This window comes from Thermodesulfobacteriota bacterium, assembly GCA_040753795.1.
GTDB lineage: Bacteria > Desulfobacterota > Desulfobacteria > Desulfobacterales > Desulfosudaceae > JBFMDX01.
On sequence record JBFMDX010000014.1, the window covers coordinates 98538 to 112652 of the forward strand.

General features: G+C 48.2%; 18 protein-coding genes and 2 pseudogenes. 18 read left to right on the top strand and 2 right to left on the bottom strand.

Annotated features, from left to right (window positions below; all coding sequences use genetic code 11):
• Nucleotides 1–2 precede the first annotated feature (2 nt).
• Both AB1724_15185 and AB1724_15190 read right to left on the bottom strand, forming a co-directional pair.
• Entirely contained in the window at nt 3–1028 is a 1026-nt protein-coding gene (locus tag AB1724_15185) for a hypothetical protein (protein ID MEW6079154.1), read from the bottom strand.
• A 265-nt stretch (nt 1029–1293) separates the two neighbouring features.
• The gene (locus tag AB1724_15190; GenBank protein MEW6079155.1) at nt 1294–2025 is read right to left on the bottom strand and encodes a TerC family protein; all 732 of its coding nucleotides are present in this window, start codon (nt 2023–2025) and stop codon (nt 1294–1296) included.
• A gap of 225 nt (nt 2026–2250) precedes the next feature.
• Here AB1724_15190 and AB1724_15195 point away from each other — a divergent pair, with 225 nt between their 5' ends.
• From AB1724_15195 to AB1724_15280, 18 genes and pseudogenes are all read left to right on the top strand, one after another.
• The gene (locus AB1724_15195) at nt 2251–2559 is read left to right on the top strand and encodes a hypothetical protein (protein ID MEW6079156.1); all 309 of its coding nucleotides are present in this window, start codon (nt 2251–2253) and stop codon (nt 2557–2559) included.
• Between the two features lie 210 nt (nt 2560–2769).
• Nucleotides 2770–2997: a DUF433 domain-containing protein gene (locus tag AB1724_15200; protein MEW6079157.1), complete on the top strand. Its 228-nt coding sequence runs from the start codon at nt 2770–2772 to the stop codon at nt 2995–2997.
• 4 nt (nt 2998–3001) lie between these two features.
• Nucleotides 3002–3376, top strand: coding sequence for a DUF5615 family PIN-like protein (locus AB1724_15205; GenBank protein MEW6079158.1), 375 nt, complete (start codon nt 3002–3004; stop codon nt 3374–3376).
• 7 nt (nt 3377–3383) lie between these two features.
• A complete protein-coding gene (locus tag AB1724_15210; GenBank protein MEW6079159.1) occupies nt 3384–4073 on the top strand; it encodes a hypothetical protein in 690 nt (229 codons plus the stop codon).
• A 435-nt stretch (nt 4074–4508) separates the two neighbouring features.
• Nucleotides 4509–4745, top strand: a complete 237-nt coding sequence (locus tag AB1724_15215; protein ID MEW6079160.1) for a hypothetical protein — start codon at nt 4509–4511, stop codon at nt 4743–4745.
• A 368-nt stretch (nt 4746–5113) separates the two neighbouring features.
• Nucleotides 5114–6964 (top strand): NERD domain-containing protein/DEAD/DEAH box helicase, encoded by a 1851-nt coding sequence (locus AB1724_15220; protein ID MEW6079161.1) that lies wholly within the window; start codon nt 5114–5116, stop codon nt 6962–6964.
• A 164-nt stretch (nt 6965–7128) separates the two neighbouring features.
• Nucleotides 7129–7287, top strand: a complete 159-nt coding sequence (locus tag AB1724_15225) for a hypothetical protein (protein MEW6079162.1) — start codon at nt 7129–7131, stop codon at nt 7285–7287.
• Nucleotides 7280–7627, top strand: a pseudogene (locus AB1724_15230) (Abi family protein). The gene AB1724_15225 and the pseudogene AB1724_15230 overlap by 8 nt, the downstream one beginning before the upstream one ends.
• Before the next feature lie 66 nt (nt 7628–7693).
• A complete protein-coding gene (locus AB1724_15235) occupies nt 7694–7930 on the top strand; it encodes a hypothetical protein (GenBank protein MEW6079163.1) in 237 nt (78 codons plus the stop codon).
• A 319-nt stretch (nt 7931–8249) separates the two neighbouring features.
• Entirely contained in the window at nt 8250–8558 is a 309-nt protein-coding gene (locus tag AB1724_15240; protein MEW6079164.1) for a hypothetical protein, read from the top strand.
• Nucleotides 8559–8561: 3 nt separating this feature from the next.
• Nucleotides 8562–8918, top strand: coding sequence for a four helix bundle protein (locus AB1724_15245; GenBank protein MEW6079165.1), 357 nt, complete (start codon nt 8562–8564; stop codon nt 8916–8918).
• A gap of 237 nt (nt 8919–9155) precedes the next feature.
• Nucleotides 9156–9413: pseudogene (locus tag AB1724_15250) on the top strand (restriction endonuclease).
• The gene (locus AB1724_15255) at nt 9406–9696 is read left to right on the top strand and encodes a 3'-5' exonuclease (GenBank protein ID MEW6079166.1); all 291 of its coding nucleotides are present in this window, start codon (nt 9406–9408) and stop codon (nt 9694–9696) included. Before AB1724_15250 ends, AB1724_15255 begins: the two are co-directional and overlap by 8 nt.
• A gap of 68 nt (nt 9697–9764) precedes the next feature.
• A complete protein-coding gene (locus tag AB1724_15260) occupies nt 9765–10265 on the top strand; it encodes a hypothetical protein (protein MEW6079167.1) in 501 nt (166 codons plus the stop codon).
• Nucleotides 10266–10419: 154 nt separating this feature from the next.
• A complete protein-coding gene (locus tag AB1724_15265) occupies nt 10420–11307 on the top strand; it encodes a phosphorothioated DNA-binding restriction endonuclease (GenBank protein MEW6079168.1) in 888 nt (295 codons plus the stop codon).
• A 24-nt stretch (nt 11308–11331) separates the two neighbouring features.
• Nucleotides 11332–11499: a hypothetical protein gene (locus AB1724_15270; protein ID MEW6079169.1), complete on the top strand. Its 168-nt coding sequence runs from the start codon at nt 11332–11334 to the stop codon at nt 11497–11499.
• Complete coding sequence (locus tag AB1724_15275; protein ID MEW6079170.1) at nt 11486–13513, top strand: AAA family ATPase; 2028 nt, start codon at nt 11486–11488, stop codon at nt 13511–13513. The genes AB1724_15270 and AB1724_15275 overlap by 14 nt, the downstream gene beginning before the upstream one ends.
• Nucleotides 13514–13984: a DNA phosphorothioation-associated protein 4 gene (locus AB1724_15280; GenBank protein ID MEW6079171.1), complete on the top strand. Its 471-nt coding sequence runs from the start codon at nt 13514–13516 to the stop codon at nt 13982–13984.
• Nucleotides 13985–14115: the final 131 nt, after the last annotated feature.

Genomic DNA, 14115 nt, shown 5'->3' on the forward strand with positions numbered 1-14115 from the left:
CCCTACTGGCCGCAATAGGGCGGGTCCCGGTACTGGCACAGCCAGTCCGTGTCATGGGGGGTATAGGCGCAGGTGAAACCGGGCGCGTCCTCCTCATCGACGGTCACGCCGTAATCCATGGCCATCAGGGACCGGAACCCTTCCGTCTGGGTGACCATGGCGTCGGGCGTCCACTGTAATTGTTCCACCAGGTCCATCGGCGTCTGATCCCAGCGGAAGGTGAACATGGGGGTGATGGTGTACCCGCAGATCCGCTCGGGCGGATCCTGGGGTAAATAAGCCGCGCCCATCATGCTGTTCCAGTATCCTTTCATGGTGATGAACTCGTCCTCGTCCATGTGATGGCAATCCACCGATTCATCGACCAGGCAGTGGGCCCACTGGTCGATATCCAGGGGCTCGTCCCCCGTGGAAAGATCGATGACCTTCAGCGTCCCTTCGACGTTGACGACAGTGCCTTTGTGATAGGGCCAGTAAAATATGGCGGGTTCTCCGGGCAGTTCCGATCCGTCCGGATCGGTGAACGCCGCCTCCATGATCAGCGGGCCGGCGATATTGATGGTGGCCGTGTCGATTCCCGGGTTGTCGGCCAGGGCCTGCACTGATTCGGCGGTTATGTCCTGTTCGCGCATGACAAAGGGCTCCTCCGGCAGAGGGAAAGAGGACGAAGCGGCGGCGTATTGCAGAACCAGCGCCCGTTCTTCGCAGGAAATATTGATCATGGCCCAGGCGATGGGGGTTTCTCCGCCGGTTTCGTCGGCCGCGTCCGCTTCAACCAGCTGCCGGGAAGGCACCTCTCCGGTGCCGCCCTGGACCCGGACCCGGCGCAGATAGGCGGCCAGTTCAACGGCCTGTTCGGCGCTGATCGCCCGCAACTCCGGCACGGCCGGTTCCCGCGTGCCGTTGCCGTCGTGATCCGAGTCATCGCACCCGTAAAGGCCCGCCATGACGGCGATCCCTGAAACCATAATAACGGACAGACGAAGCCAGCGGACAATGCCGCGGATTCCCGGTTTGTTGCGCATCATGATCCCCCCAATTACGTGGTTAACGGCCTTAGCAAAACAAACTTATACGGCACAGCCATGTAGCGGAGGGCTTCAGCCCTCCAAAAGGCGACCCGCGGTCGCCCGCGTGCCGCATCATTTTTGATTATCCTGCTGAAACGCAGGCGGAAAGTCAAAAAAACAGACCGGCAAAATCCGTCAAAACCGGTTGAAACCGGTCGGTTCGCCTGATGTGGTATGTGTCTTGCTCCATCCGGGAAAAACACGGAAGAGGGGAGCGCTTATCTTACCGGTTGGCGGATTTCTCCCGGGCGCGGACTTTCAGGTTGAGCATTTCCACAAAAATCGAGAAGCCCATGGCAAAATAGATGTATCCCCTGGGAATGTGCAGGTCCAGTCCGTCGCCGATGAGCGCCATGCCGACCAGCAGCAGGAAGGACAGGGCCAGCATTTTGACCGTGGGATGTCTTTCGATAAAGGCGCTGACGCTTCCGGCCAGAAACATCATGAACCCCACCGCGATGACGATGGCCGCCACCATGACGCCGATCTGCTCGGCCAGGCCGATGGCGGTGATGACCGAGTCCAGGGAAAAGACGATGTCCAGCACCATGATCTGCGAGACCACGGAAAAGAAGGACGGGTGGGCGTCCATTTTGCCGCCCGGGCCGTTGTCCTCCTCATCGCCCTCGATGTGGGCATGAATTTCCACGGTGCTTTTGGCCAGCAGGAACAGCCCGCCGCCCAGCAGGATGATGTCCCGGCCGGAGATGTCGTTGCCCAGTACCGTGAACAGGGGCGCGGTCAGCCGCATGATCAGCGTCAGGGAAAAGAGCAGCAGGATCCGCGTGATCAGGGCCATGCCCAGCCCGGCCCGGCGGCCCGCGGCCTGCTGGTTTTCCGGCAGACGGCCGGCCAGAATGGCGATAAAGATGATGTTGTCGATGCCCAGAACGATTTCAAGCGCCGTCAGGGTAACCAGCGCCAGCCACATATGCGGATCAGTCAGAAATTCCATCCTGTTCTCTCCTGTAACGGCGACCCGCCGGTCGCCCATAAATCATGCCGGCATCCTTCACACCTCGTCATGCCGGCCCCCGAGCCGGCATCCAGATAAAATTGCTATATTCCATATTCCATAAAAAAATATTTCGCAACTGTGACCGGATCTGTCACGGAAATATGCTATTATAAAAACCAAAATAAAATCGTTTTTTCAACGGATCAACAGGGGAGGGCCCACATGATCGTTCCCGGTTCACTGGTCATTTGCATCAACGATGACTTCCCGGTCCAGGTCTGGGACTATGCCCGGGAGGTGCCCCGCAAGGGAAACGTGTATACCGTCAAGGAAATCGGATCCGGCCGGAACCCGGTTACCAGAGTGTCAGGGCCGGGATTGGTCCTGTTTGAACTCGACAACCCCTGGCCCAAACCGGACAGTAAAACGCAGGTGCGGTTCTCCATCTGGCGTTTCCGGGAATATTTTGTCGACACCGAAGCCCGCGACGAACAGGAAGAAGCGCAACCTGTCGAGAACGGCACGGAATAACCTACGCGCCGTTTGCATTCAACGCCCCTTTCGCGACCTTCATATCGGACCCTATATTGTCATCCTCTAATGGTTTACGCCATGGTTCATCAGAGTGGAGAGAATAAGGAAATGGCTTGAGTTTAATAAAGAATATGGCAAAATAAAAAGAAATAGAGATATTTTTATCCATGTCGAAATATTTTATGAAACACCGGATTAGGAGTCATGATGGAACGATTAGCACGGATTACCTTTAATCCCGAAGTGATGGGCGGAAAACCATGCATTAGAGGCATGCGGGTCACGGTGGGGATGATCGTTGGCTTGATCGCTGCCGGGCATACAAGGCAGGAAGTATTGGAGATGTATCCGTACCTTGAGAACGGTGACATCGATGAGGCCCTTCGTTATGCTGCCTGGCGTGTAGAAGAGATTGAAGTCACTCTGGCCATGTGACCAAATGAAAATCCTAATTGACATGAATTTATCCCCACGCTGGGTCGTTTTATTGACAAACGCAGGTCATGAAGCGGTCCACTGGTCGAATGTTGGCGCACCTGACGCGACTGACCATGAAATCATGGCTTGGGCTCGAACAAACACTTTTATGGTTTTGACCCATGATCTTGATTTCGGAGCCATTCTTGCTTCTACGGATGCGCATTCCCCAAGTGTCTTCCAAGTGCGAACCCAGAATATTTCTCCTCAACACCTCGGCAATTTAATTATTTCCGCTCTTCAGCAGTTCGAACAAATTCTAAAACAGGGCGCGTTAATCAGTCTTGACGAGAATCGTGCGCGAGCCCGTATCCTTCCATTAAATAGAGAAAAATAGAGGGTACATGAAAATCCTCATCATTACGCTGGCCATGGTCTGTATTCTACTTCCGTCCTCCGTTCCGGCGGACGATGCGGTAACAACAACCACCAACACCATGATTGACTCCAGGGGCAATGTGCTCACCCAGACCATTGAAACCTATGCCCCGGATGACCCTGCTGCCGGGACAGGCAGCACCACATTCGACTCCCGGGGGAACATTGTCAACCAGACCACCCAGACGCTTGACCCGGGCAATCCCTTCGCGGAGAATGATGATCCGCAGTCGGATGAAAAGCAGACCATTACAAACCAGCCGAATAACCGGCGGGGAACCAGCAACAGAACGACCACGACAACGTCCGTCTGGGATCCGACCACTTCATCTTATGTGAATGACCCTTCCGGCAAGGGAACCGGCAGCCGCACGACGACGCAAACGATGGTCTGGGATCCGGCCACTTCTTCTTATGTTCCTGTTCCTGGCGCAAAAACAGGCAACACAACAGTCGACGCCCGGGGCAATATAATCAACCAGAACGTCGAAACCGATGAAGAGGAAAATCCCTTTGCCGAGGAGGAGGACGATCCATGGGCGGGTGACAGCCGGAACACCAGAAACCGGAATACCCGCGGAGCAGGGTCAAGCGACACCCTCATGGATGACCTCAACACGATTAACAACCAGAACCAGAATATGCGGCGCCGATGACCGGCACGCATCGGCATCCTTCACCCTTCGCCATCCCGGCCCTCAAACCGCCTTCCATGCCGAAACCGGCAGGGGCACGGCGCGCCGTGCCCCTACGCGCGGACATCATCCGCCTCCCCTTCGAGGTCATTATCCGGTTTAACCGGATAATCCAGATCAAATGACAAACTACCTTCTACCAAACAAGACCACAACCAATTGTTATTTATCTGTTTAGTTCCTAACCCGGCCCGGTTGGGACCCTTAACCCTTAACACTTAACACTTAAAACTTAAAACTTAACCCTTAACCCTTAAAACTTAACAAAAAAAAATCCCGCAAATGTGACCGCATCTGTCACAACCCCGTACTATTTTTAGAGGTACCCTTAATATTTCCGGTTGATTGACACGAAAACCTTAATAATTTATATAAAAAAATCGGGGGCGTGAAGCGATGACAGCATGGATCATGATTTTTTTCTGGGTTGTCGGCGGCCTGATTCTTTACCTGGTAAAATATCGCAAACAGGATCAGAAAACCTTGAGAGCCGGGAAATACCGGAAAAGCGCCAACCACAACGAAGAATACCTGATCCCGCTTTTCGATGAACACCGCGGTCATCACAGGAAGATGACCCGACCCGATCCGGAAGATCATGACGACGTAAACGGGGATCATTCGGATTTTTGACTAACGCAGGGCGGCATGTAGGGGCGACCCGCGGTCGCCCTATAAATAATCCCGGCCTATAGCGTACCGAATCCGGTAGGGGCACGGCGCGCCGTGCCCCTACGATTCCCGTCATCCCGGCCCGTGACGCGAAGCGGAGCGTGAGCCGGGGGACACACCCCCGAGGTCATCCCGGCCCGTGACGCGAAGCGGAACGTGAGCCGGGATCCAGTGCAAGACGGAATGACGTTTCATGCAAGGCAGAAGAGGTTTTGGTTATTCGGTAAATCGGCAATTGGACGAATTATCTCTGACAATTGGACGAAACAAAACTTGCAATTGAACGGAAAATTAATTTAATTCCGCGCATCAGTGACGGATAAGGCACTATGGCACTCATGATCCCCGTTGAGGTCCGCGACTTCACCACCGAAGGCGAGGGCCGCTTTTACCGGTTCCTGGCAACCGTGGCCAAGCCCGATGCCGCCTATCAGGCCTGGTACCTGCCGGACATCAACGGCAAGGAGCCGGACTTCATCCTCTATTCGGACGCCATCGGCCTGATCATCTTCGAGGTCAAGGACTGGGTGCTGGACCAGATCCGGGAAGCCAACCCGCACCAGTTCGTCCTGGACATCAACGGCCAGGCCTCACCCCGCAAGAACCCCTTCCACCAGGCCCGGGAATACGTCTCTGAACTCAAGCACAAGATCAGCGCCGACGGCAAGCTCGTTGCCACCGATCCGATCCACCGCGGCAACCCCAGAATCCCCATCAGCATGGGGGTGGTCTTGCCCAACGTCAACAAGCACGAATACGTGGAGAAAAAACTGGACGCCGTCATCCCGGCGGACAAGATTTTTTTCTGGGATGACCTGCACCCGCAATCGGACATCTGCAGCGACCGCAGCGGCAAATGCTTTTCCGCGGCGCTGTCCGAGCGCTTTGCCCCCCTCTTTAAATTCACCGTCTCCCACGCGGACCGGGTGACCCTCCGGCAGCTCCTGTTCCCGGAAGTGCGGATCGACCTGCCGGACCGGGGCCGGGACAGCGTGCACCTCAGCCAGGCCGAACGGCTCCGGCTGCTGGACAACTGCCAGGAAGCCCTGGCCCGGCAGTTCGACGGCGGCCACCGCATCATCATCGGCCCCTCCGGCAGCGGCAAGACCCTGATCCTGGCCCACAAGGCCGTCTTCCTCCAGAAATACAACCCGGCCGTCAAAAACATTCTCTTTGTCTGCTACAACATCCCCCTGGTCAACTACATCCGGGGCCTGCTGGCCGCCAAGGCCGTCCCCCTGGGCGAACCCGGTGTCCGGGTCTGTCATTTCTATGAACTCTGCGCCGACATCATCGGGGAAAAAATATCCTTTGAAAACGAGGAACCCGGTTATTACGACATCATCATTCAGGAAGCCCTGTCCCGGGTCGGCGCCTTCGGTAAAACCTATGACGCCATCCTGCTGGATGAGGGCCAGGACTTTTCCCCGGACATGTTCCGGGTGATCACCGGGCTGCTCTCCCCCGTCACCAGCAACCTGACCATCGCCCTGGACGAGAACCAGAACATCTACCACCCCGGAACCCGGTGGAGCGAACTGGGCATCCAGGCCCGGGGCAGGGTCCACCGGCTGACCCCGGTTTACCGCAACACGGTCGAGATCGCCGGCTTCGCGGCCCGGTTCATCGGCAGCAGCCCCGTCCCGGCCGACGCCCCGGAAGACCCCCAGATGCCGCTCTTCTGCGACCCCTATGTCTTTCACGGCCCGCCGCCGGAGCTGTGCCGGTTTGAAACCCTCGACCTCATGACCGCCGGCATCGCCCGCCGGGCCGCCGACCTGGTAAGGCAGGAGGGCTATCCCTTCTCCGAGATCGCCTTTCTCTTTGCCATGAAGAAACCGGACAAGACCCGGACCGACACCCTCCCGGAAATGCTGGAAGACGCCCTCTCGCAGCAGGGCATATTGAGCCAGTGGATGTCCGAGGACCTCCGCTCCAAGAAATCCTACGACATCACCACCAACCGCGCCGTCATCTCCACCATCCACAGCGCCAAGGGCCTGGACTATTCCGTGGTGTTCCTCCTGGGCCTGGACTGCCTGGCCCCCAAAGCCGAAGGCTGGACCCGGGAGCAGATCGACCGCCTGATTTACGTGGGCATCACCCGCGCCCGCTACCGGCTGATTATTCCGTATGTGGAGGATCGTAGAATAGTAGAAAGGCTAAAAAACTGCTTGTAACATGCACATAACCAATATTAATAATGTCTTCTTTAGGGTAAAAAAATGTTGACAATCGCCAATCAGAATGTTTTCTTATTAACCATAATTCAGACTCTGAACAACACCCGCCACGCCTCTGATTCAAGCGCACCCCGGCGGGTTACTTATTTTGGGGGCTTGGCATGAAATATACCAAGCTTCCACTTTCCATCGATGACCAGATTGATCTGCTGGTTTCCCGCGGCATGGAGATCACCGACCGGGATCGCGTCTTTCGTTATCTCTCCCATATCAGCTACTTCCGGTTCCGCGGCTACTGGATTCCCTCTACTCATGCTTGAAGCCATCGAGCGGCTGGAAATATCCTTCCGGGCGCATTTTGCCAATGAGCTTGGCGTGCTCTATGGCAGTCATTTTTATATGGATGAAACTCATTGTCGTGATCATAACGCACACCGCGGGCTCATTGCTTCCCTTAAAGAGGAGATGGAACGAAGCACCGAGCTTTTCATTGAACATTACAAAAAAACCTATGACGTTCCTCACTTGCCGCCAGTCTGGGCAGCAGCCGAAATCATGTCCTTTGGCCAGCTCTCGCTCTGGTTCAAGAACCTCAAATCCAGAAACGACAGAAACCGCCTGGCCCGGCCCTATGGTGTAGATGAGGTCGTTTTCCAGTCCTTTATGCATCATCTCACCGTTGTCCGGAATATAACGGCTCATCATGGACGTCTCTGGAATCGTCGCATGGCATTTACCGTGAAACTGCCAAAGAAACCGGATACCCTTGCCAGAATGCTAAACCCGGAAACACAACGCTATATGGGCAATACCGTCATCATGCTGGGGTATTTTTTAAAAGAGATCAGCCCGGGAACAACCTGGCCGCAAAGGATGAAGCAGTTACTGGAAAAGTCTCCCTTTATCCGGCCTGCTGCCATGGGGTTTCATGAAAAATGGAAAGAACTGACGCTATGGCAATAACCCGAGGTCATCCCGGCACCGGTAGGGGCACGGCGCGCCGTGCCCTGCGATTCCCGTCATGCCGGTCCCGGTTGTCATCATTCCCGAGGTCATCCCGGCCCGTGACGCGAAGCGGAACGTGAGCCGGGATCCAGTGTAAGATGAATATATTCCATTTTACCTGAATCCCCTGGTCAAGCCGGCTTTCTCCGGTATGACGAAGACGGAACGAAGTTTCATGAAAGGCAGACGAAGTTTTGGCTAAAGCGAGCCATATTTTATTAAACAAAAAGCCACTTTCGTTTAATAGTGTCCGGGGTTATTTAACAATCGATCAATAATGACAGAGTCTACAACTACCCTGGCCAAAAATTTTGTCGAATCCAAACGGCTGGAAGCCGTAATCAAAAAAACATGGTATCTCTTTTATTCTCAAGGGGATGCAATTGCGAAGCAGCCTGCTTCGCAATTACCCCAAAACGCACATCGGTCCGCTTTACTTTTTCGGCAACAACCTGTTGCCATTTTGGCCCGGATCCCCTGGTGGCACAATGTCGTCATTATCCAGAAATGCAGCACCGTAGAACAAACCCTGTTTTATGCCCTGAGCGATATTCATAAACCCATGGGCGTAGTGAATGAGGAATAGTGAATGGTAAAAGATATTACAGTAAGAACATTCGATTTTGCGTTGCGTATTATCAAATTATGCCAAACGCTGGATGAAAAGCCCGGGGTTTCCCGCACGATTGCAAAACAACTGCTGCGAAGTGGCACCTCAATAGGCGCCAATGTTGAGGAAGGCCAGGGGGGGCAAAGCCGGGCTGACTTTGTTTCTAAAATATCAATCGCTTGTAAAGAGGCCAGAGAAACTCATTACTGGCTCCGTTTATTAGCGGAATCGGAGACCATCTCCCGAGAACGTTTAGTCGATCTTATTCGCGAGTCGGACGAACTGATTGCTATTCTCACAAGCATAATTAAAAATACAAAGGCCAATAGTCCATGATTTCCCCATTCCCCATTCCCCATTCTTCATTCCCTATTCCCCATTCCCCATTCTCCATTCACTATTCTCCATTCACTATTCCCCATTCCCTATTCCCCATTCCCTATTCTTCATTCTCCATTCCCAATTCCCTATTCCCTATTCAACGCGAATATGGTATAGAAAATAACGAAATCGTCAGTAAACCAGGGAAGGGGGGTGACGTCATCAGTTTTATAAAAACATACCAATACCATAATGAACAAAACGGAAATCCGAAACCGTATCGACAACCTCAACGTCTGGAAAAGAGGCGGAATACGCGCTCCCCACAAACCCCTTCTTCTTTTATATGCCCTTGGCCGTTTGCAAAACGGCCAGCGCCTTATCCCCTATGCCGAAGCCGATCAGGATCTGAAAAAACTGCTGATGGAATTCGGCCCGGCCAGAAAAAGCTATCACCCCGAATTCCCGTTCTGGCACCTTCAGTCCGACGGTCTCTGGGAACTTGACCAGTCTCATCAACTGGAAAAACGAAAAGCAGGACCTCCGCTCCAAGATAGCCTACGACATCACCACCAACCGCGCCGTCATTTCCATCATCCACAGCGCCAAGGGATTGGACTGTTCGGTGGTGTTCCTCCCGGGCCTGGACTACCTAGCCCCCAACGCCGAAGGCTGGGCCGCAGAACAGATCGACCGCCTGATTTACGTGGGCGGCATCACCCGCGCCCGGTATCGGCTGATTGTTCCGCATGTAGGGGAGGGTGGGGTTGTTGAACGGCTTAAAGAATGCTAGTAAGATAGGGATGTTACTATCAAGTGAGAAGATAAGTATCGATTAGAGACAAAAAAAAAGGATCAAAAATGGAACACAGCAATGTAAGACTTACCCAATTAGGTAAACACGAACTACAATTGGTTTCCAAACAACTCGTAAAAGGAAAGTTGCTTGAGCATTTTAAGGACGAAATAGTGAATTTGCAGGAAGGTGATTTACGAAGCCCAATGACAGTGCAAATTGGCAAAAGAGAAATTACTATCCAAGTAAAATCAAAGAGACAAGATTTCTGGCCGAAAGTTAAAGGGATAACAGGCAATAACGTATTCATCGTATTTGTTGATTATGCCGGCAAGCAAAATAGTGAGGAAGCTGATTTTTATATTGTAAACCCGAAAGATTTTAGAGTTGTAATGGAGATGCGTATTTCGGAATTACGTAAAAAAAATAAAAGAGCAAGAATAGACGAAACCAATACGTTAATTTTTGAAGACCGGAACCGTGTTGGGACGAATGTAAGTGTTGATCATTTAATTTCGTTCAAAAACGATTGGGGCAAATTAAATCAGGGAGCGCATACAGTTTGAAACTTCCCATATATTTTGAGTCAAGAATATGCCGTCAACAGGGGTTGTATTGCACAATCAGCATAAATACGATATAAAAAAATAACAAAATCGACAACAAGCCAGGGAGGGAATGTGCCGATTTCAGTTTTTTGAAACTATAACAACAGTAATAATGAATAAAACTGAAATCAAAAATCGCATAGCAAACTTAAATGTCTATAAACGTGGGGGGGTACGAGCCCCGCACAAACATCTTCTACTCTTGTATTCAATTGCCCGTCTTCTCCAAACCGGGCAACGCCTTGTTCCCTATTCAGAAATAGATCAAAACCTAAGAAAGTTGCTAATAGAATTCGGGCCAAAGAGGGTAAACTATCACCCGCAATATTCTTTCTGGCGACTTCAAGAGGATGGCCTTTGGGAAGTGGACAAACCACATAAAGTGGCATTGACCTCTTCTGGTGATGCCCGCAGGACAGACTTAATTACCCATAATGTCAGTGGCGGCTTGCCTCAAGACGTTTTTCATCATTTTATTTCGGATAAGAAGTTTGTCTCTGATGTCGTCTTTCGTATTCTGGATACCAGTTTTCCAAGCTCCATTCATGAAGATATTCTCCAGGCAGTTGGCTTAGATATTGGAAACATTTCTTTTAAAACAAAATTTCGAGACCCTAATTTCCGTAATCGAATTATGCAAGCTTATCAGTACCAATGTGCAGTGTGTGGCTTCAATGTGCGGGTGGGCGATACCCTAGTGACTTTGGAGGCAGCGCATATTCAATGGTATCAAGCTGATGGGCCAGACCAAGAGGATAATGGTTTAGCTTTATGCTCTCTGCATCACAAGCTATTTGACAGAGGCGCATTTACAGTTAATAACAAAATGAAAATAGTTGTTTCGGAAATTGTCAATGGCACACAAGGATTCAACGATTGGGTGTTGGCCTTTCATACCAAAATGATCTCCCCTCCCTTGCGAAAAACATATTATCCAAAACCGAAATATCTTAAGTGGCATGAAAATCAAGTTTTTAAGGGGCGAGCCAGAGAATATTAAAATATATGGATATTAGGAGGAGTTATGATTGAAATTGATAAAAATATTGCGATAAATTTTTTGTTAAAGCTGATGACGTTAGAGAGAAAGTATTCTGACGAAGATGTTAATAAAAAGACTAAACGAAGAGAAGAACTAGCTGAGTTGATAAACAATTTTTCTGTTAAGGAAATAGACAATGAAAATCAATAAAATAAGCTTATATAATTTTAGGCAATTTTATGGTAACCAATATATTGAGTTGACTACAAATAAAGACAAAAATGTTACACTTATACATGCTGAAAATGGTGTTGGCAAAACAACAATTTTAAATTCTGTATTATGGTGTTTTTTTAACTTGGTTACATCCAAATTTGAACAAAAGGAAAAAATTATAAATTTTGAAGCAATTGCAGAAGGGAAAAAGGATGCTTCTGTTTCAGTGGATTTTGAACATGAGGGTACTTTTTATAATGCTCAAAGACATTTTGTTGAAGGGAAGAAAGAAAATCCTTCTGACTTCAGTGTTTTAAAAATATCCAATAGCATATCTACCCCTCTTAATGCACCAGTATCTTTTATAAACTCCGTTATTCCTAAAGAAATGGCAAAATACTTTTTTTTCGATGGAGAAGCTGCAGAAAGATTCTCTGCCGAAAAAAATTATAAATTAATTGGTAAGGCTATAAGAAACATGCTTGGCTGTGAGCTTGCAGAGACAGCTATGAGTGATTTAAAATTTATTGTAGGAAAACTCGACAGTAAAATAGGTTCGTGTGCAGATGATGAACAAATAAAGAACAAAGAGAAAGAGTTGGATGAACTTAAAACAAAACTTGATAAATATAAAGCTAAGAAGGATGAAACTGAAGAAGAAATTGAAACTCAAGTAAAATTAAAAAATGAAATTAATAAGAAATTAGAAAAAAATATAAGGGCTAAAGAAATACATTCACAAAGATTATCAAAAGAAGATGAATACAAGGAAAAGCTAGCTGATATTAAAGAAGGAGAATTGAATTTAATTAAATGGATTAGTGCTTATGCAACATCAATTGTAAGTAAAAAACTTTCGCAAATTACACTTGATTTTATAAACGAAGAAGAAATTAAAGGTAGAATTCCAAGCCCTTATGATGAGAAGTTTGTTGAAGATATATTGTCAGCACAAATATGTATATGTGGCAGAAGGATTGAACCTGAAAGCCAAGAGTGGAGATCAGTCACTGCATTGCTAAATAAAGCAAGTAGTGCAAATTTATTAAGTAAAGTAACAAGATCACGTGCGACGATTCAATACCTCCAGAAGAAAGCAGGGGATGCGCCCAGTGCTTTTGAGGATTTACAAAAGCGTATTGCACGTGATCATGACCAGTTGTCAAAGTTAGAGCAAAAAATTCAAGAATTAAAAAGTCAGATAACAAATCTTAATATCCAAGAAATTAATGAACAAGAAAAAGCTAGAGATAATATTGAAAAAGAGCTAAGTAAACTTCAAATAACAATTGGCAACTGTGATACGATAATAAAACAGACTGAAAAACGAATACCATCTGTAGAAAAAGAGTTGGCTGTTCTTGCTAGTCAAAGCCAGAAAGTGAGGAAGATTTTTATTAGGAGACAACTCGCTCAAACAGCATTTCTTATGCTTGAAATAATTTTGAAAGACTATGAAGTAAGTGCAAGAGAAGAAATATCTAAATTGGTAAACATAATGTTAGAAGAAACAGCTAGGAAAGATTATTCTTTCAGATTTAATAATGACTTTTCAATAGAACTACTATATTCTGACAGTATGTTGCCTGTACCTAAAAGTGATGGTGAAAATCAGATTTTAAGCTTGATGTTTCTATCATCCCTTATAAAATATTCTCAAAGTTTAATTGATTTGGAAAGCCAAATCATTAGGCCTGGAACAATTGCCCCTTTAATCCTTGATTCACCATATGGGCAATTAGATAAAAAGTATAAAGCGTCAATAGCAAAACAAATACCTCAAATGGCTTCGCAAATTGTTATGCTTGTATCAAGCTCTCAAGGTGATGAAACTGTTCTTGATGCCATTCGTCCTTTTATAGGCGCTGAATATATTTTGATTGCAGAGAATAAAGGCTCTCGCCGTGATAAAAAAAGCAGCGACACAATTTTTTTAAATGGAAAATCATATGATAGATTGTTTTATAACTGTGAGAAGAATTTATCTCGAATAGAAAGGATTTTATAAATGAGGGGGGTAAGACGTTCCATTAAATATGAAACAATCGTTAGATCATTCTGCGACAATAGAGATGAGTTATCCGCAAGATCCATTTTCCCAACAATGCGAGAATTTATGTGTTTTGCGGCTGTGTTGGGTTTTCAATATGAGAAAAGAGTTCCCTTTAAACCTAAAGAACAAACGCTAGAAATTGATGGCCGTATTTTTTCCGGCCATCCAACTACAGTTGATCTATTCAATCTTATAGCATTAGTCGAAGAAAAATCTATTGAAATTCTCCGAGATGAGAATGAAAATGAAGTTTTAATAATTTTTGAAGAATATGCTAATGGTGGCTTCGAAATTATTGACTCATGGTTAAAAAGAAAGCCAGATGACACGATAGGTTATCAAGCACTTATATCAGCACTTAAGGAAGAAGGTTTTCTTGCTAACGCCATAGATTCTGAACAGGTTCTTTCAGAAGTCCCTTTTTAAGATAATACCTGAATTTTGCACGGCCATTAGCATAAAATAGAAGGAACCATCTGGGGCTCCTGTTATATTGAGGTTTGACGAAGAACCGACAATATAAAAGGAGGTACCCAGATGGTAAAACGCGTCAAGAA